This window comes from Corynebacterium sp. HMSC071B10 (assembly GCF_001814825.1).
Lineage (GTDB): Bacteria > Actinomycetota > Actinomycetes > Mycobacteriales > Mycobacteriaceae > Corynebacterium.
This window is the reverse complement of the sequence record NZ_KV818007.1, coordinates 81929-101137: the sequence shown is the minus strand read 5'-3', so window position 1 is coordinate 101137 and position 19209 is coordinate 81929. Positions and strand designations below refer to the sequence as shown.

At 65.7% G+C, this 19209-nt stretch carries 14 protein-coding genes and 1 CRISPR repeat array; of the genes, 4 read left to right on the top strand and 10 right to left on the bottom strand.

Features of this window, described 5'->3' with window-relative positions; genetic code table 11:
• Positions 1-59 precede the first annotated feature (59 nt).
• The 9 genes from ftsY to gdhA all read right to left on the bottom strand — a co-directional run bounded on the left by ftsY (position 60) and on the right by gdhA (position 12128).
• Positions 60-1832: a signal recognition particle-docking protein FtsY gene (gene ftsY, locus HMPREF2990_RS07200; protein WP_070763603.1), complete on the bottom strand. Its 1773-nt coding sequence runs from the start codon at positions 1830-1832 to the stop codon at positions 60-62.
• A gap of 99 nt (positions 1833-1931) precedes the next feature.
• A CRISPR array of direct repeats spans positions 1932-2232; the repeat unit is 24 nt; unit sequence CCAAACGGAGCTAGCTCCATTTAG.
• 104 nt (positions 2233-2336) lie between these two features.
• Entirely contained in the window at positions 2337-5780 is a 3444-nt protein-coding gene (gene smc, locus HMPREF2990_RS07195) for a chromosome segregation protein SMC (protein WP_070763601.1), read from the bottom strand.
• 37 nt (positions 5781-5817) lie between these two features.
• Positions 5818-6120, bottom strand: a complete 303-nt coding sequence (locus HMPREF2990_RS07190; protein WP_070763599.1) for an acylphosphatase — start codon at positions 6118-6120, stop codon at positions 5818-5820.
• Positions 6121-6139: 19 nt separating this feature from the next.
• Positions 6140-7642: an alanine/glycine:cation symporter family protein gene (locus tag HMPREF2990_RS07185; RefSeq protein WP_070763597.1), complete on the bottom strand. Its 1503-nt coding sequence runs from the start codon at positions 7640-7642 to the stop codon at positions 6140-6142.
• Between the two features lie 83 nt (positions 7643-7725).
• Positions 7726-8547 carry a bifunctional DNA-formamidopyrimidine glycosylase/DNA-(apurinic or apyrimidinic site) lyase gene (gene mutM, locus HMPREF2990_RS07180; RefSeq protein ID WP_070763595.1) on the bottom strand — a complete coding sequence of 274 codons (822 nt, stop codon included), beginning with the start codon at positions 8545-8547 and terminating at the stop codon, positions 7726-7728.
• Complete coding sequence (rnc, locus tag HMPREF2990_RS07175; RefSeq protein WP_070763593.1) at positions 8548-9321, bottom strand: ribonuclease III; 774 nt, start codon at positions 9319-9321, stop codon at positions 8548-8550. It lies immediately after the preceding gene.
• Positions 9318-9854, bottom strand: a complete 537-nt coding sequence (locus tag HMPREF2990_RS07170; RefSeq protein WP_070763592.1) for a YceD family protein — start codon at positions 9852-9854, stop codon at positions 9318-9320. Before HMPREF2990_RS07170 ends, rnc begins: the two co-directional genes overlap by 4 nt.
• Positions 9855-9895: 41 nt before the next feature.
• Positions 9896-10696, bottom strand: a complete 801-nt coding sequence (locus HMPREF2990_RS07165; RefSeq protein ID WP_070763590.1) for a DivIVA domain-containing protein — start codon at positions 10694-10696, stop codon at positions 9896-9898.
• Between the two features lie 85 nt (positions 10697-10781).
• Positions 10782-12128, bottom strand: coding sequence for an NADP-specific glutamate dehydrogenase (gdhA, locus tag HMPREF2990_RS07160; RefSeq protein ID WP_070763588.1), 1347 nt, complete (start codon positions 12126-12128; stop codon positions 10782-10784).
• A gap of 159 nt (positions 12129-12287) precedes the next feature.
• On the opposite strand from gdhA, the gene HMPREF2990_RS07155 reads away from it, so the two are divergent.
• Positions 12288-13448 carry a glycerate kinase gene (locus tag HMPREF2990_RS07155; protein ID WP_070763586.1) on the top strand — a complete coding sequence of 387 codons (1161 nt, stop codon included), beginning with the start codon at positions 12288-12290 and terminating at the stop codon, positions 13446-13448.
• On the opposite strand, the gene HMPREF2990_RS07150 is transcribed toward HMPREF2990_RS07155, so the two are convergent.
• The gene (locus HMPREF2990_RS07150; RefSeq protein WP_070763584.1) at positions 13445-13843 is read right to left on the bottom strand and encodes a hypothetical protein; all 399 of its coding nucleotides are present in this window, start codon (positions 13841-13843) and stop codon (positions 13445-13447) included. The genes HMPREF2990_RS07155 and HMPREF2990_RS07150 overlap by 4 nt on opposite strands.
• A 35-nt stretch (positions 13844-13878) precedes the next feature.
• Between HMPREF2990_RS07150 and HMPREF2990_RS07145 the strand changes: the two genes are divergently transcribed.
• From HMPREF2990_RS07145 to HMPREF2990_RS07135, 3 genes are all read left to right on the top strand, one after another.
• Positions 13879-15204, top strand: coding sequence for a DUF4921 family protein (locus tag HMPREF2990_RS07145; RefSeq protein ID WP_070763582.1), 1326 nt, complete (start codon positions 13879-13881; stop codon positions 15202-15204).
• A 107-nt stretch (positions 15205-15311) separates the two neighbouring features.
• Complete coding sequence (locus HMPREF2990_RS07140; RefSeq protein ID WP_070763580.1) at positions 15312-16682, top strand: amidohydrolase; 1371 nt, start codon at positions 15312-15314, stop codon at positions 16680-16682.
• Positions 16683-16799: 117 nt separating this feature from the next.
• A complete protein-coding gene (locus HMPREF2990_RS07135; RefSeq protein ID WP_070763578.1) occupies positions 16800-19190 on the top strand; it encodes a glycogen/starch/alpha-glucan phosphorylase in 2391 nt (796 codons plus the stop codon).
• Positions 19191-19209 lie beyond the last annotated feature (19 nt).

The following is a 19209-nucleotide window of genomic DNA, read 5'->3' as shown; positions in this document are numbered from 1 at the left end:
CCGTCAAAAAATGTACTCGTTACAGCCTAGCGTCTAGCTGGGCGAACCCAGAACTTGCGCTATCCCAGCAACGCGTCGACGAAGCTTTCCACCTCAAACGGCGCGAGATCGTCCGCACCCTCGCCAAGGCCGACAAGCTTAACCGGCACGCCGAGTTCCTCCTGTACCTGGAAGACGATGCCGCCCTTGGCAGTGCCGTCCAGCTTGGTCAGCACCACGCCGGTGATGTCCACGACCTCGCGGAAGACGCGTGCCTGCGCAATGCCGTTCTGTCCCACCGTGGCGTCGAGTACCAGCAGTACCTCGTCGACGTTGCTCTTCTTCTCCACCACGCGCTTGACCTTGCCCAGCTGGTCCATCAGGTCGGTCGAGGTGTGCAGGCGACCCGCGGTATCGATGAGGACGACGTCCGCGCCCTCCTGGACACCGGTGGCCACGGCATCGAAGGCGACGGAAGCCGGGTCCGCGCCTTCCTTGCCGCGCACCGTGGACGCACCGACGCGACGACCCCAGGTCTCGAGCTGATCAGCAGCGGCCGCGCGGAAAGTATCCGCCGCGCCGAGCACAACCGAGTGCCCCATGGAAACCAGCACGCGAGCCAGCTTGCCGGTCGTGGTGGTCTTGCCGGTGCCGTTGACGCCGGCAACAAGGATGACAGCGGGCTTGCCCTCATTTGGCATCGCCTTGATCGAGCGGTCCATTTCGGGACGAGCCGCCTCGATGAGCGTCTCACGCAGCATCGCGCGCGCCTCTTCCTCCGAGGAAACGCCACGCTCGGCGATCTTGCCGCGCAGCGTTTCAGTCACACGCATGGTGAGGTTGGCACCGAGGTCCGCCATGATCAGCGTGTCCTCGATCTCCTCCCACGCATCCTCGTCCAGGTCACCCGCAGTGAGGATGCCCAGCAGCCCCTGGCCGATCGCGTTCTGCGAGCGCGACAGACGCCCACGCAGCTTGCCGATACGCCCGGCTGCAGGCTCGATCTCCTCAATGTCTTCCGTGGGCTCGTCATGCTTCTCGACGACCACATCCTCACTCACCTCAGCCGCCCCAGCCTGGTCAGCCTCCAGCGCACGGGCAGCCTCCGCGCTCGCTGCGGCTGCAGCTGCTGCGGCCTCCTGCGCCTTGCGGGTCTGGTCCTCGTCTGCCTGCGGTTCCTCGGCCGGTTCTGCCTCGGGTTCCGGTGTGGGTTCCGCTGCGGGTGCCTCGGCGGGTGCTTCGGCTGGCGCTTCCGGCTTCTCGACCGGTGCTGCCTCATCCGGGGTCACGACAGTCTCGCGGGTCTCCGGGTCGGTCTCCGCGTCGGTGTTCACCACGACCTCATCGGCCGGCTCCTCAGTCGGCGGCTCGGGCGTGCGCTCGGCCTTGGCGGCTTCCTCGACCTTGGCGGCCTCTTCAACCTTCCCGGGTTTCTCGACCTTGGCGGCCTCTTCAACCTTCGCGGGTTTCTCGACCTTGGCTGTCTTCTCTACCTTCGCGGCATCCTCAACCTTGGCTGCTTCCTCAACGGCCGCCGGGTCCGGTTCAACTACCGGTTCCGGGGCTGCGGCAGCCGCCTGCTGTTCTTGTGAGGGCTTCGGCTCGCGTGGCTCGTCGATACGCACCGGCTCCTTCTCCGGCGTGCTGGGGGCTGCAGCCGGGGCGAAGTTGAAGCCACCCTTGGCCTGGTAATTTCCGGACTTCTCCTGCTGGGTGAGCTCCTTCGGCTCCTCCGTCTTGGCAAAAGAGACGGTCTTTTCCTCTTTGCGCTTGCGTCCCACCACAACGATGCCCACAAGGATGAGAGCAACGACGACGATGGCGACAACGATCCACAGAAGTGGCGAGTTCATTGCGAGTTCCATATCCATGGCACCCATAGTGCCATAGTGAATCGAATGGCCAGGCGAGTCAGCCGCTGTTCTATCCATCGAGTTCCCAGGTATTCCTACAAGAATGGAGCTAGCTCCATATGGAAGAACCGCCGACACACGACCAGGCGTTTTGCACCCGGCGCACACCCAAACGGAGCTAGCTCCATTTAGAAGAGCCGCCAACACGCGACCAGGGCATTTACACCCGCTGCACATCCAAACGGAGCTAGCTCCATTTAGTCACAACGCCGACCCGCGACCTGGGGATTTGCCTACATCGTAAGTCCAAACGGAGCTAGCTCCATTTAGACAAGCCACCAACCCGCGACCAGGGCTTTTGCACCTGACGAAGACCCAAACGGAGCTAGCTCCATTTAGAAAGACCCGTGTGAGGAACCGGGCGTAAAGATACCCGTGCTAGGACACCCGCGGCAGAACACCCGCAAGGAAAACAGCACCAGGTAAACCGCTGCAAAACCGCTGTTAGTCAGCCGCTGGCTGCATGCGCTGCGAAAGCACGCGCGTCACGCCGTCGCCGCGCATGGTCACGCCGTAGAGCACGTTCGCCACATCCATTGTCGGCTTCTGGTGCGTGATCACGATCAGCTGCGAGTCCTCCCGCAGTTCTTTGAGGAGGGCGATGAGGCGGCGGAGGTTGACGTCGTCAAGCGCGGCCTCGACCTCGTCGAGCACGTAGAACGGACTCGGGCGCGCGCGGAAGATCGCCACGAGGAACGCGAGTGCGGTCAGCGACTTCTCGCCGCCGGAAAGCAAGGACAGGCGCTTGACCTTCTTGCCGGGCGGGCGGGCCTCGATCTCGATGCCGGTGGCGAGCATGTCGTCGGGTTCGGTGAGGATGAGGCGAGCCTCGCCGCCTGGGAAGAGCGTGTGGAAGACGCGCGGGAACTCGGCCTCGACGTCTTTCCAAGCGTCAGTGAACAGTTGGAGGATCTGCCCGTCCACGTCGTTGATCACGCCGATTAAGTCCTCGCGCGCCTGGATCACGTCGTCGAGCTGCGTCGACAAGAACGCGTAGCGCTCTTCCAGCGCCTTGAACTCCTCCAGCGCGAGCGGGTTGACCTTGCCCAGTGCGCGCAGGTCTTTCTCCGCCTGCGCCAGGCGGGCCTTTTCCGACGCCTGGTCGAAGTCCTCGCCCGGCGTGTAGTCCCGCAGCAGGTCCGTGATGGCGATGCCGAGCGATTCGGTGATCTTCTTCTCCGCCTCGTCGATACGCACCTGCGCCTGCGACTGCGCGATCTCCGAATTGTGCGAGCTCTCCGTCAGCCGCTTGAGCGTCTGCCGCGCCGCCGAGACCTGGCTGCGGGCCTGCTGGAGCTGGGCCTGCAGCTTAGCGACGCCCGCCTGCCACCGGTCCCGCTCCGCCCCCGCACGCGCAAGCGCGTCCTGGACCCGGGCGGCCACGTCCCGGCCTTGCTCTGCCACCGCCTGCGCAAGCTCGGCCTGTGCGCGGCGCTTCTGCATCGCCGCGTCGTGGCGGGCCTTGGCATGTTTCTCGTGCTCGGCCTGCCTGCGCAGCGCGTCTCCCCTGCCGGCGCGTTGCTCGGCTTCCTGTTGCGCCGTGCGCGAGGCAAGCGTGGCCTCCATCTCCATCGCCTTGACCTTGGCGAGCTCCTGCTGGGCGGCGTCGCGCTGGGCCGTGGACGGCTCCTCGCTCGGCTGGTCTTCGGCGTTTACCCGGGCCAACCGGTCGCGGGTCTGCGTCAGCTCCTCGCGACGGGCGGCGAGGCGGCCTTCGGCATCGGTGGCACGCTGGGCGGCGCGCTCGTGCTCGCCGCTGTTGGCCTTCCACTGCTTTTCCAGGCGCTCGTGGTCGCGGCTCAGGCGCTGGGCTTCGGCGTCGTGCTCGCGCAGGGCCGCCTTCGCCGAGGCTGCGGTCACGCGCGCGTCCTCGGCCGCGATTTTTGCGCCTTCCAGGGTGCCGGAGAGCTCCTCGAGCTGGGCTTGCGCGATCTCAAGCTCGCTGCGGGCCTGCTCGATCTGGGCGGTGACCTCGACTGCGGTCGTGGTGCCCGTCCCGGCGGCGACCCAGCCCTCGCCGACGAGGACGCCCTCGCGGGTCACGGCGCGCAGGCGCGGGTCCTCGGCGACCAGCTCGCGGGCGGCGTCGAGGGTGTCCGCCACGACGACGTCGACGAGCAGGCGGGTCACGGGGCCGACGACGGACTCGTCGACGCGGACGTGGTCAAGCAGCCAGTCGACCTTGGCGTCGGTGTCGAGACGCCACGTGGTGCCGCCGTTGGTGTCGATGACGATGGTGCGCGCGGCGTCGGCAAGTTGGTCCACGGCACTCGGGGTCACCTCGCCGGTGAGTGCCTCTGCGTGTGCGCCGAGGGCGGCTGCGAGCGCACGGTCCATGCCGTCGTCCGCGCGCAGCAGCCCGGCGAGCGGGGCGAAGTCCGCGAGTGCGTCGGCGGCCTGCGGACGCGGGGCCTGCTCGACCAGTGTCGCGATGCGGGACTCAAGAGTAAACACGGCGCGTTCGCGCTCGCGCTGCTCAGCGCGCAGCTGCTCCAAGCGCTTATCGGCGGCGTCGGACTCGGTGTAGGCACGCACGTGTTCCTCGTCGAGTGGGGCACGCTGGGTGTCTACCTCCGTGAGCGCTTCCGCGGCCTCCCGGGCCTCCTGCTCAGCTGCGCGAGCGCGAGCGCGGGTTTCTTCCAAAAGCTCGGTCAGTCGCGCGACTTCTTCTTCGGCCGCAGTGATCGCCGCCTGCTGCGACTCTTCTTGTGCGAGCAGGCGCACCACGCCTTCGCGGCGATCCGCAATCGCGCGGACCTGGGCCATGTGCTCGCGCTCCGCATCGTCGAAGGCCTCCTGCTTTTCGGCAACCTCCTCGCGTAGCGTCTCGAGCTTCTCGGCGGCTTCTTCGGCAGCCTCGAGTGCTTCAGCGTACTCTTCGTCAGCGAACTCGGCGCGGCGCAGCAGCTGGTCTGGGTCTTGGCCTGCGTAGGGTACCTCCGAGCCGGAGTGCTGGGCGCGCTCGGTGGCGATGCGGACCGTGGCGCTGACCCGCTCCGCCAGGGTGGAGAGCTCGAACCACACCTTTTGGGCCTGCTCGGCCTGCGGCTGCGCTTCTTCCTGCTCGTACTCGATTTCGGCCTGCGTCTGCTCGGCTTCCTCGAGCACAGCCGTGGCAGTTTCGACTTGCTCGGCGAGTGCTTGGGCGGCGGCGGTGGCGTCGGCAAGCGAGGCGCGCAGGGTGACCACCTGGTGCCCGGCGAGTGAGAGACGGGCCTCGCGCAGCGTGGACTGCACGGTGGCGGCGCGCTTGGCGGCCTCGGCCTGGCGGGCGAGCGGTTTAAGCTGTTTGCCCAGCTCCTCGGTGAGATCGCTGAGGCGGTCTAAGTTGGCCTGCATGCCGGTGAGCTTGCGCTGCGCCTTCTCCTTGCGGCGGCGGTGCTTGAGTACGCCGGCGGCTTCCTCGATGAACGCGCGGCGCTCCTCCGGGCGCGATTCCAGGATTTCCGAGAGCTTGCCCTGGCCGACGATGATGTGCATCTCACGGCCGATGCCGGAATCCGACAGCAGCTCCTGGATGTCCATCAGGCGGGCCTTGGCACCGTTGATCTCGTACTCGGAGGCACCGTCGCGGAACATGCGGCGAGTAATGGCCACCTCGGTGTACTCGATTGGCAGGTGCTTATCGGTGTTGTCGAAAGTCAGCGTGACCTCGGCGCGCCCCAGCGGCTTGCGGTCGCCAGCACCGGCGAAGATGACGTCCTGCATCTTGCCGCCGCGCAGATTCTTCGCGCCCTGCTCCCCCATCACCCATGCGAGCGCGTCCACCACGTTCGACTTGCCCGAGCCGTTGGGGCCGACGACGGCGCAGATGCCCGGCTCGAACTTCATCGTGGTCGCCGAAGCGAAGGACTTGAATCCTTTAAGCGTCAGCGATTTCAGGTGCATTGCCGTGAGTTTACCTGTCCGGTCTCGCGCTCGTTACTCAGCGCTCGTCGAAGCCGGAAGCACCGCGGGGCTCGCCGTACTGCTCGCCGACGAAGTCGACCCGGCCGGGCCGACGCGTGGTCGTTGGCTCCTCGCGCAGCAGCGCAAGCAGCGCGTCTGTGTGCTCGCGGGTGCCCTCGGCGACGACTTCCACGCGGCCGTCGGCAAGGTTCTTCGCGTAGCCGGCAAGCCCCAGCTCGAGGGCGCGGGAGCGGGTCCACCAACGAAAGCCCACGCCCTGGACGTGTCCATGGACGTGGGCTGTGAGACGTACTCGTGTGTTGTCAGTGTGTGTGGTCATGCTCCCACACTAGTTGCGCTTACTTGTCCGGGCGTCCCGCGACTTTCAGGTCCTCGGTGCTGCGGCGGGTGACCGGGTCGGAGCCGTCCCAGAACTCCACGTTTTTCAGCTCCGGCAGCATGTCGCGGTGGAAGACAGGGTCGAGACCCTTGGTGCGCTGCTCGCTGAAGTTGCGCAGTAGCTTGAAGGCCACACCACCCAGCGGCACGATCGCGATGATGTTGATGATCGCCATGGTGCCCGCCATCGTGTCGCCGAGTGCCCACACCAGCGGCAGGGAGCCGAAGGCACCGAAGATAACAAAACCGATCACGCCGAGGCGGAAGATGGTCATGACAGCCTTGGAGCTGGTGAGGTACTCCACGTTGGCCTGCGCAAGGTAGTAGTTACCAATCACGGAAGAAAACGCGAGGAAGAAGAGGATGAACGTGATCGCGTGCGCGCCCCAGGCACCGACGGAGTCCGCCAGCGCGGATTGGGTCAGCGCAGCGCCCTGGATGTCATCCGTACCGTAGTTCACCGCCGGGCCGAGCAGCACGACGAAGGCGGTGATGGTGCACACCACGAGCGTGTCGAAGTACACGCCGAGGGTCTGCACCAGCCCCTGCTTGACCGGGTGGGACACGGTTGCGGTCGCCGCGGCGTTCGGAGCGGAGCCCTGACCGGCCTCGTTGGAGAACAGGCCACGGCGCATGCCGAAGGCGAAGGCTGCACCCACCGTGGCGCCAGCGACCTGCTGCAGGCCGAGCGCATGGCCGACAATCAGGCTGATCATGCCCGGAACCTCGGAGATGTTCATGATGACCACGACAAGGCCAATGAGGATGTAGGCGGTCGCCATGAACGGCACGATGATCTGCGTGGCGCTGGCGATACGGGTCACGCCGCCAAAGATGATCAGGGCAGTCAGCGTGGCGAGCACGGCGGCGACGATCACCTTCAGGGTCATCGAGTCGGTCTGCAGGGAGCCACCGACTGCCTCAACAATCGAGTTGGTCTGGATGGCGTTGAACACAAAGCCGTAGGTCAGCGACAGGGCAACGGCGAAGATGATGGCGAGCGGGCGCCAGTTCAACCCGCGCGTCATGTAGTAGGCGGGCCCGCCGTGGTAGTTGCCGTCTTCATCTTTCGTCTTCCAGAGCTGCGCCAGCGTGGACTCGACGAACGCGGTTGCGCCACCGACGATGGCGATGATCCACATCCAGAACACAGCACCCGGACCGCCCACGGAGATGGCCAGCGCCACACCGGCGATGTTGCCGGTCCCCACGCGCGAAGCAGCCGAGATCGTGAAGGCTTTGAACGCGGAAATGCCGCCGTATTCCTCGTCCAGGTCACGACCCTGGCGGTCCTTGCCCTGAGGCTTTTCGGTGACAGCCTTGAACATCTCGGGCAGGAGACGGACCTGTACGAAGATGGTGCGAAGGCCGAAGTAAATACCGGCTGCCAGCAGCAGCCAGGGAACGATTTCCCAGATCACGCCGTTGAGCGTGTCGTTTACAAAGGAAGTTGCGGAATCCATGGCGAGAATCTTATCTGGTGAGACAGAATCTCTTGCAACTTAAATGTTGGCTCCCCCACATTCGTGGGCGGAGTGGTGCGCAGCTACAGGACCTGGCAAGCCGGGCAGTAGTAGCAGGAGCGCCCGCCGACCACGCGCTTTGCAATCTCGGTGCCGCACCGGGCGCACGGCCGACCCGCCTGCCCGTAGGCATTAAGCGAGCGGGAGAAATAGCCGGAGGCACCGTTGACGTTGACGTAGAGCGAATCGAAGCTCGTCCCGCCTTGTGCAAGGGCGCGTTCCATTACCTCGCGCGCGTGGACCAACACCTCGACGGCGTCGCGCTGGCGCAACGTGCGCGCCATCCGCCACGGCTTCACGCGCGCGGCCCACATCGCTTCGTCGGCGTAGATGGAACCGATCCCGCTGACCAGTTCCTGGTTCAGCAGTACCGTCTTTAACGCCGAGCGCCTCGTGCGCAGGGCCCGCGCGGTGGCGGTGAGGTCGAAGTGTGGGTCGAAGGGGTCGCGCGCGATGTGGGCGACCGGTGCGGGCACCTCGCCGTCAAACGGCGCGTACTGCCACATGCCGAAGGTGCGCTGGTCCACAAAGTCGAGCTGGAGCTCCCCCAGGCGTGCGCGGATGCGCACGTGTGGGCTTTGTACCCCGCCGGGCGGGCCGACGAGCATCTGCCCGCTCATGCGCAGGTGGACGACGAGTGCGGCCGCGTCGTCAAGCGTGAGCCACAGGTACTTGCCGCGCCTACCGGTACCGGTAATCGTTCTGCCGGGCAGGATCTGGGCGAGGTCTTCGGTGTTTCCGCGCACCGCGCGCGGGTGCAGCACGTCAACGCTGTCAAAGGTGCGCCCCACCAGGTGTGTCTCTAGGCCGCGGCGCACCACCTCTACCTCGGGCAGCTCCGGCACTTAGGCCTCCTCGGCGTTGCCAGCGACCCGCTCCGGGTGGTTGTGCAAAAAGCGCATGGCCGCACGTGCCGCTTCCTGCTCCGCGAGCTTCTTGGCGGTACCGCGACCGCGGCCCAGCAGCGTCTCGCCGGAGCGCACCTCGCAGTGGAAGAGCTTCTGGTGGTCCGGGCCGGTGGCGGTCGACGAGTACTCCGCCACCTGCGCGTCCAGCTCGGCGAGTCGCTCCTGCAGCGACGTCTTCCAGTCGCGGTGGGCGCTGGAGGCGGTTGCACCGCGGAGCTTCTCGTCGAAGAGGTCGAGGATGACATCGCGGGCGTACTCGAAGCCGTGAACCAGGTAGATCGCGCCAAGGAGCGCCTCGGTCGTATCCGCCAGGATCGAGTCCTTATCCCGGCCGCCGCCGAGCTCCTCACCCCGGCCCAGCAGAACATGTTCGCCGAGGTTGATCTCGCGCGCGACGTCGGCAAGCCCGTAGCGCGACACGATGGAGGCGCGCATGGGCGACAGATCCGACTCAGGGCGCGAGGGGTAGAGCTCGAAGAGCTTCGTCGCCACGGTAAGGCCGAGCACGGCATCGCCCAGGAACTCGAGGCGCTCGTTGTTCGGCAGGGTGCCGTGCTCATTGGCAAAGGAGCGGTGCGTCAGTGCGTGGCGCAGCTGATCCCTGCCCAGCTGCACGCCGATGCGGTCCAACAACGGCTGGTGGTCGACGGCGGCAAACGCCTCCTGCCAGGCCTGTTCGTTGGAGATCCGCTTCTTCTTCGAGCGGCTCACAGGAACTTCTCCAGGTCCGCCCACCGCGGGTCGACCAGGTTGTTCTCCTCGCCCGAGACCCCGTCGGGGGCCGGGACGTCGGTGTCGCCCGCGCACTCGGGTTCGCAGACTGGGTTAAACGGCAGGGTCAGCCCCGCTTCGTCGACAAACGCCTGCTCCACGTCCACCGTCTCGTTCTCAATCCGGTGGATCTCGTCGCCCGAGCCCTTGTCCTCGTCGGTCTCCTCGTCGCCGACGATGAAGCCGTCCTCGGCCTCGAAGACCTGGGAGATGGACAGCGTGTGGGTGGGCGTGAGCGTCTTCAGGCAGCGCACGCACTGGCCTTCGAGCTGGGCGGTCACCGATGCGTCGACAAGCACGCCCGCGCCCAGCGGGGTAATCGTTGCCTCCAGCTCGACCGGCTGGCCCTGCGGGATGGCAATCATCTCGGGGCCGATCCGCGAGGGGCTTTCGCCGGTGCGGTTGACGGTCACTGGCATGCCGTCGCCGTGCAACGCATCGGCGACATTGATGATGAAAGGATTCGTAGCCATAACAGCCCCTACCCTACAACCACTGCGGCCCGAAAGCGCTGCTAGTACTGATCCCGCTGCTCGCCGCGGGAACGGCGCGGGTAGCGGCGCGGTTCGTAGTGGCCGGTCTGCTCCTGGCGCTCGTTGCGACGCCCGCCGGACTCGCCCGCCGCACCAGCAACTCCGGCCCCGCGGCGCAGCGCCGAGCGGTCAGAAGCCACGGTGCGCAACACCGAAGACAGCGCCTCTTCGAACTCGGCCAGCTTGGAGTCGACGTACTCGTCGCACTCGCGGCGCAGGCGGGAGGACTCGGAGTGCGCGTTTTCCACCAGACGGTGGGCCTCCTCGTCCGCACGGCGCATGACCTCGGACTCGGAGATCAGGTGCTCCTGCTGGGCCAGGCCCTCGTCCACAGAGCGCTGGTACTGCTGCTTGCCGTCCTCCACCAAGCGCTCCGCCTCGCTGTGGGCGGCGCTGAGTGCGGATTCGGCCTCCTCGCGCGCGTCTGCGACCAGGCGGTCGGCGTCCTCCTCGGAACGCGACAGCAGCGCGGTGGCCTGCGCCTGCGCATCGTGCAGGACGGAATCGGCCTGCGCGTGGGCTTCGTCGACAAGCTGCTTGGCCTCGGCCTCCGCATCGCCGACGAGCTGGTGGGCGCGGTCCTCGGCACCCCGCAGGATCTCGTCCTGGTTATCTAAAACGTCCTGGGCGTCGTCGATCTCGTCGGGCAGGGCTTCCCGGATATCGTCGAGAAGCGTGAGCATCTCGCTGCGCGGGACCATGCAGTTCGAAGTCATGGGCACGCCCATGGCGGCCTCGACGGTTTCAACGAGCTCATCTAGTGCTTCAAAAACGCGATACATAGCTCCTAAGCCTACTGCGTTACGCATGCGGAAGGGCCCGCGCCACGAGGCACGGGCCCACAAGGTGTACGTTTACACCGTTTCTTTACACAACACCCTGGGCGAGCATTGCGTCAGCGACCTTCTTAAAGCCGGCGATGTTCGCGCCCACGACGTAGTCACCAGCGCGGTCGTACTCCTCCGCGGTATCAGCGGCAACATTGAAGATGCCGGACATGATCTGGTGCAGACGACCGTCGGTGTAGTCGAAGGTCCAGGAATCGCGCGAGGCGTTCTGCTGCATCTCCAGCGCGGAGGTGGCCACGCCACCAGCGTTGGCAGCCTTGCCCGGGCCGAAGGAGATCTTGTTCTCGCGGAAGGTCTCGATGGCCTCCGCGGTCGACGGCATGTTCGCGCCCTCGGCGACGTACTTCACACCGTTGGCAACCAGGGTCTTGGCGTGCTCGCCGTCGAGCTCGTTCTGGGTCGCGCACGGCAGGGCCACGTCGGCCTTGAGGTCCCAGATGGAACCGTCGTCGTGGAAGGTGGCGCCGGTGGCCTCCTTGGCGTAGTCGGACACGCGGGCGCGGCGTACCTCCTTGACGTCGTGCAGCAGCTCCAGGTCCACGCCGGTGGGGGTCTCTACCCAGCCGGAGGAGTCGGAGAAGCCCACGACGGTCGCGCCCAGCTCCTGCGCCTTCTGGATGGCGTAGATAGCCACGTTGCCGGAACCGGAGACGATGACCTTCGCGCCGTCGAGGGACTCACCCTTGGCCTTCATCATCTCCTCGGTGAAGTAGACGCAGCCGTAGCCGGTGGCCTCGGTACGCACGAGCGAGCCGCCCCAGGTCAGACCCTTGCCGGTGAGCACGCCGGACTCGTGCTGGTTGGCCAAGCGGCGGTACTGGCCAAAGAGGAAGCCGATCTCGCGGCCGCCGACGCCGATGTCACCGGCAGGCACGTCGCGGTACTCGCCAATGTGGCGCCACAGCTCAGTCATAAAGGACTGGCAGAAGCGCATGATCTCGCCCTCGGACTTACCCTTCGGGTCGAAGTCGGAGCCACCCTTGCCGCCGCCGATGGGCAGGCCGGTGAGCGAGTTCTTAAAGATCTGCTCAAAGCCCAGGAACTTGATGATGCCCAGGTTCACGCTCGGGTGGAAGCGCAGGCCGCCCTTGTAGGGGCCGAGTGCAGAGTTGAACTGGACGCGGAAGCCGCGGTTGACGCGGATCTCGTTGTTGTCATCCATCCACGGCACGCGGAAGATGATCTGACGCTCCGGCTCGCAGAGGCGCTCGATCAGGCCGTAGTCGGCGTAGTGCGGATCCTTGCCCAGGACAATCTTCAGCGAATCCAGCACCTCGGCGACGGCCTGGTGGAACTCCGGCTCACCAGCGTTGCGCTGCAACAGCTTGTCGTAATAGCCGGCTACCTCTTGTTCGATCGAGCTCATGAGCGTTCCTTTCAATACCTGTTAGGCAGTAGGTTTTAAGGTCGTGCAATAGCTTACAACAGGTTTCGGTCTCACGATAGAAAACAGATCGCACTTTCACGGATCGTGGCAGATAGAATGCCTGCAATGTCCCCCGCACCCTCGAAAAAAGGCACAAATATGAGCTTGATCACACAAGGTACGGAAGGTGCTGAGGCACCCTCCCCCCGCATCCTGATCGCCCCCGACTCCTTTAAGGGCACGGCCACCGCACAGCAGGCCGCCGAGTGGCTCGGCGAAGGCGTGCGCAGCATCATCCGCGACGCCGAGATCACCCTGCTGCCCATGGCCGACGGTGGCGAAGGCACCTCCAGCCTCTTCAATGGCGAGCAAATCACCCTGCCCACCACGGATGCCGCGGGCCGCCTCACCGAGGCCACCTACACCTACGACGCCGAGACCACCACCGCGTTTATCGACGTCGCCGCCGCCTCCGGTCTCCCTGCCGTCGCCGACCGGCCAGTCCCGATGACCGGCGATACCTACGGCACCGGCGTGCTCATCGCCGACGCCGAGACCCGGGGCGCGACCCGCATCGTGCTAGGCCTCGGCGGTTCCGCCACTATCGACGGCGGCACCGGCATCCTCGTTGCCCTCGGCGCGAACCCGCTCGACGAGCGCGGCTACCAGCTCTCCCCCGGCGGCGGCTCGCTGCACAAGCTCGGGGATATCGACACCGCCAAAGTCAACATCCCGGCTGGCGCGCTCGAGTGGCACTTGCTTTACGACGTCACGTCCCCGGCCACAGGCCCACAAGGTGCCGCAGCCGTCTTCGGCCCGCAGAAGGGCGCCACGGAAGAGGACGTCGCCGTCCTCGATAAAGGCCTTGCCCGTTTCTGCGAATTCGCGGGCATCGACCCTGCCCCCCCGGGCATGGGCGCGTCCGGCGGGGTGGCCATCGGCATTACCTGGCTGTCGAGCCTGCTCCACGGCACGGCCGACCACGTCCACCTGCAGCCCGGCGCGCGGATGGTGGCCGAGGCGAATGGCCTGGCGGACGCGCTCGGCGAGGCCTCCCTGGTCATTACGGGTGAGGGGCGCTTCGACCCGCAGACCGCCACCGGCAAGGTCGTTGCCACGGTGTGCGATTTGGCCCGCGAAGTCGGCGAGCACGCACCGGCGGTCGCCGTGGTGGCGGGCAGCTTCGACGGTGAGCCGGACGAAGGGGTCCTCGCCGTGGAGCTCGAGGAGATAGTAGATACCCGCGAGCAGCTGATCCGCGCGGGCAAACAGGCGGCGGTGGCGTACCTCAACGCCGGCACTGCCGAATCTGACAGCTAGCGCAGGATCGTCACGGTCCAGGGGAACAGCGCCGGGACCTCGAAGCGGTCCTGCTGCTCCAGCGCGACCGGGTCTCGCGGCAGCTCCGCCTTCGGGGTGAGGATGCGCGAGAGCCCCATGGCGAGCCGGTTGTAGCTGTCCACGCCGTCGGCGTCGATGAGGAAGCGGTGGACCTCGGCCCCCTCTTCGTCGGCGGTGTAGCCACGGTCGTCTTCGTAGGTTTGGGTGAGTTCGGCGAGCACGGTGGCGTCGATAAGCACTGGGCCCTGCGCCTCGAGCGAGGCGGAGCTGAGCTTTTCGCGGCGGACCAGGATGTCGAGGGCGCGCTGGATGGCCTCGGCGAGTTTGCCGGCGTGGGCTGGCGGGACGAGGACGTCGAATTGGATTCTGGGCATGCGATCAGCCTAACCAAAGGTCTACGCTGGAGCGCATGAGCTTTCCCCTGCCCTCGTACAGAGATGCACTGTCCACCATGGCCGACGGGACGATCAAGCAGGTCAACCCGTTTTCCGGCACACAAGTGTGGACGGTGCCGGGGCGCGGCAACCGACCACTGAGCAAGCCTTCGGGCGAGGCGCGCCCGGTGCGGGAGGAAGACTTCACCCACGCCTGCAACTTCTGCGAAGGCAAGCTGCTTGCCACCCCGCCGGAGAAGTCGCGCAAGGTGCGCACCGATGCGGGGTGGGAGATCCTGCGTAACCAGATGCCGCACGAACTCGAGGCCACTCGTGCGGAGTTTCGCCGCGTACCCAACCTCTTTGAAATCGTCTCCTACCAGTACTGGAAGGAGAACTACGGCTACGACATGTCGGCCGCGCAGCGCGAGCATATGGAGCACTACCTGGCGGATCACGCCGGGCGCGAGCACATCTTCCAGATCGTGCGCACTCGCCTGAAGGCCTCCGGCTTTGCCGATGAGCCGACCGAGGAGGAACTGCTCAGCTACGTGCCGGCCTACTTCGCCGGAGGTCACGACGTGATCATTGGCCGCCGCCACTTTGTCGACGGGGCGGAAAACGACTCCCAGCTCGCCGGCTCCGGCACGCTTGACCCGGAGGAGCATGCCGCGTTTATCACCTTCACCATCGACGCCCTGCGCGACCTGGTGGATGAGAACCGCTACTCGCCCTACGTGGTGGTCTTCCAGAACTGGCTCGCGCCCGCCGGCGCCTCCTTCAATCACCTGCACAAGCAGCTGGTGGCTATCGACGAGCGCGGGGTCCAGGCTGAGCTGGAGATCTCCAAGCTGCGGCAGAACGTGAACATGTACAACGAGTGGGGTGTGAACTACGCCAGCTACCACAACCTGGTGGTCGCGGAGAACGAGGACGCGATCGTGGTGGTGGGCATCGGGCACCGCTACCCCACCTTGAGTGTCTACTCGAAGTCGCCGGTGTGCGAGCCGTGGCTGCAATCCGAGCGCGAGGTGCGCAACATGTCGAACCTGCTGCACGCCGTGCACGCGGCCACGGGCACGGAGGTCTCCACCAACGAAGAGTGGCACTACCGACCGGTCGACCTGGACCTGCCGATGCCGTGGCGCATCAACATCAAGTGGCGGATCTCCACGCTGGCCGGATTTGAGGGCGGCACGAAGATTTACGTCAATACGCTCTCCCCCTTTGATATCCGCGACCGCGTGGTGTCCAACATGTACCGCCTCCGCGATGAAAGGCGCATTGACCAGGACATCCGCATCGCCACGGAGTGCGCGCCGGCGCGCAATACACTGCGCTATAACCCGGCGGTTGGGTAGGCCCTCTTTTTCACTCCCCGACCCCGCGACCTGGGCGACGGTGGTAGACATGTAGCAACACCGAAGTAACCATCGAGCGCGCGGGGAGCCCGCGCGGAGGAGTGACCTTGAGCGACACGAGCACGATCGCGTCCATCATCGAATCCTATGAGATCGATCCGGCCTGGCAGCGCCGACTCTACGAGCTGCTGCACGCTAACCCGGAGCTCTCCCTCCAGGAAGAGGAGACCCACCACCGCCTGCTGCTGGAGCTCAGCTACCTCGACTGCGAGGTCGTCGCCCCGATTGGTAAGTACGGCATCTGCGCCATCTTCCGCAACGGTGAGGGCCGAACCGTGCTGCACCGCGCGGACTTTGACGGCCTGCCGGTCACCGAGCAGACCGGCGTGCCGTATGCCTCGCACAAGAAGGTCACCACCAAGGACGGCGAGGTCGTCGGCACGATGCACGCCTGCGGCCACGACATTCACACCGCGGCGCTGGTCGGCATGTGCCACCACTTAGACAACACGCGCGACAAGTGGTCTGGCACCTTCATTGCCTTATTCCAGCCGGGCGAGGAGATCGGCGCGGGTGCCGAGGCGATGGTGGACGACGGCTTGGTGGACAAGATCCCCTTCCCCGAGGTCTGCTTCGGCCAGCACGTCATGCCGGGCCGCGCGGGCCAGGTGATGTCCAAGGCCGGCCCGCAGTTCGCGGCCTGTGATTCCATCCGCATCCGGATCCCCGGCCGCAGCGCGCACGGCTCCATGCCGCACAACGCGATCGACCCCACCTACACCGCGGCGATGATCATCGCCCGCATGCAGGCTGTGGTGGGCCGCGAGGTCGACCCGAACGACTTCGCGGTAATCACTGTGGCCAGCATGCACGCAGGTACCACCAACAACATCATCCCGGGGCATGCAGAGCTGGTGCTCAACTGCCGCTTCTACAGCGAGCGCACCAAGGCGCGCGTGTACGCCTCCATCGAGCGTGTCGTCCACGCCGAGGTACTGGCGTCCGGTTCCACCGAGGCACCGACGATTGAGTACTTCGCGCACGGCGAGCTGATGAGCAACGACGCGATCGTCTACAACAAGGTCCGCGCCACTTTCGACGACGTCTTCGGCACCGAAAGCGTCAACGCCGCACGCAAGACCGTCTCGGAGGACTTCCCCGTCCTGCCGCAGGCCTTCGGCGTGCCCTACTTCTTCTGGCTCATCGGCTGCACCCCGCAGGAGCAGTGGGACAAAGCAGTCGCCGCCGACCGCGTGGAGCAGGACGTACCGGTCAACCACATGTCCACCTTCCTGCCCGAATACGAACCCACCATCAAGGCGGCTACCAACGCAGGTCTCGCTGCAGTGCTGACGTACCTGGCAAAGACGGAAGACGCAGCGTGTGACGTCGACGGGGACGAGGACGCCGAGGATCCGGCCGAAGCGGCACGCGCAGATATTGGCGAGCTGGATCTGCCGGAGGCAGAGGCCCGCTGAGCTGCGGGCTCTGTGCTCGGGGCGGCGCGGTCGCGGGTCAGTCTGTAGGCTCGAAAAGCAGTGACGTGCATACAGCACGTAGCAGCCAATTGAAGGTGGAATGAGGTTCTTTTCAGGATGAATACCCCCGCACACGCCCCCGCGCTCAACGAAGCGCTCGCCGGACACGTCCGCGCGTTCGGCGGCCGCACCCCGGAAAACGCCACGACCAAGAAATTTTGGACCGGTCTTTCTGCGGCCGTGATGGAACAGCTCGCCGATAACTGGGACGCCACCCGCAGCGCATACGCGGGCACCCGCCAGGCGGCGTACTTCTCCGCCGAGTTCCTGCAGGGCCGTGCGCTGCTGAACAACCTGACCAACCTGGGTCTGGTCGACGAGGCCAAGGCCGCAGCGAAGGCCAGTGGGCACGAGCTGTCGGATGTCCTCGAGGCTGAGCACGACGCAGCACTGGGCAACGGTGGCCTGGGGCGCCTGGCCGCCTGCTTCCTCGACTCGGCTGTCACGCAGGACTACCCCCTGACCGGCTACGGCCTGCTGTACCGCTACGGCTTATTCCGCCAGGAGTTCGTCGACGGTTTCCAGAAGGAGCACCCGGACGCTTGGAAGGAGTCCTTCTACCCCTTCATCGTGCGCCACGGCTCGCAGCAGCGCATCGTGAAGTTCGACGACATGCACGTGCGTGCCATCCCCCACGACATGCCGATCACCGGCTACGGCACCGACAACGTCGGCACCCTGCGCCTGTGGGATGCTTCCCCGATGCACGAGTTTGACTACGACGCGTTTAACCACCAGCGCTTCACCGACGCGATCCTGGAGCGCGAGGCAGTCCACGACATCACGCGCGTGCTCTACCCCAACGACTCCAGCTACGCCGGCAAACTTTTGCGCGTGCGCCAGCAGTACTTCTTCGTCTCCGCTTCCCTACAGGAGCTGGTGGAAAACTACATCGAGCACCACGGCGAAGACCTGAGCAAGTTCCACGAGTTCAACTCGATCCAGCTCAACGACACCCACCCGGTGCTCGGCATCCCGGAGCTCATGCGCCTGCTCATGGACGAGCACGGCATGGGCTGGGACGAAGCCTGGGAGGTCACCTCCAAGACCTTTGCCTACACCAACCACACTGTGCTGCAGGAGGCGCTAGAGACCTGGGAAGAGTCCATCTTCAAGCAGCTGTTCTGGCGCATTTGGGAGATCGTGCAGGAGATCGACCGCCGCTACCGCCTCGACATGGAAGCCCGCGGGATTGCCCCGGAGACCGCGCACCACTACTCGCCGGTGCACGACGGTGCGATCCACATGGCGTGGATCGCCTGCTACGCCGCGTACTCCGTCAACGGTGTGGCCGCGCTGCACACCGAGATTCTCAAGCGCGACACGCTGAACTACTGGTACGAGATGTACCCGGAGCGCTTCAACAACAAGACCAACGGTGTGACCCCGCGCCGCTGGCTGCGCATGTGCAACCCGCGCCTGTCCGAACTGCTCGACCGCCTCGCTGGTAGCGACGAGTGGGTCACCGACCTGTCCAAGCTGCGCGAGCTGCGCCACTTCGCCGAAGACCCGGAGGTTCTGCGCGAGCTGCGTGAGATCAAGGCTGCCAACAAGCGTGACTTCGCCGAGTGGATCGCCGATCGCCAGGGCGATGAGATCGACCCGGATTCGGTCTTTGACACCCAGATCAAGCGCCTGCACGAGTACAAGCGCCAGCTGATGAACGCCCTGTACATCCTGGACCTGTACTTCCGTATCACCCAGGACGGCGAGCGCGACGTGCCGAAGCGCACCTTCATCTTCGGCGCGAAGGCAGCCCCGGGCTACACGATGGCCAAGGGCATCATCAAGCTGATCAACGCGATCGGTCAGCTGGTCAACAACGACCCGGTCGCCTCGCAGTACCTGCACGTGGTCTTCGTGGAGAACTACAACGTCTCCCCCGCCGAGCAGATCATCCCGGCAACCGATGTCTCCGAGCAGATCTCCACCGCTGGTAAGGAGGCCTCGGGCACGTCGAACATGAAGTTCATGATGAACGGCGCACTGACCCTGGGCACCATGGACGGCGCGAACGTGGAGATCGTCGATGCCGTCGGCGAGGACAACGCCTACATCTTCGGCGCCCGCGAGGAGGAGCTGCCTGAGCTCAAGCGCAGCTACGACCCGAAGGCCGTCGCCGCGGAGACCCCCGGTTTGATGCGCGTGCTCGATGCGCTTGTCGACGGCACGTTGGAGGACAACGGCAGCGGCGCCTTCCACGACATCCGCGCCTCCCTGCTCGACGGCTTCGGCTTCGACGACCCGGACGTCTACTACGTCCTCGGCGACTACGCAGACTTCCGCGCTACCCGCGACCGCATGGCCGAGGAGTACTACGCGGACCCGGACCACTGGGCGAAGATGTGCTGGATCAACATATGCGAGTCCGGCCGCTTCTCCTCCGACCGCACCATCCGCGACTACGCGGAAGAGGTCTGGAAGCTCGACCCGACCCCGATCAACTAGCCCGGATGGGCCGAGGCTG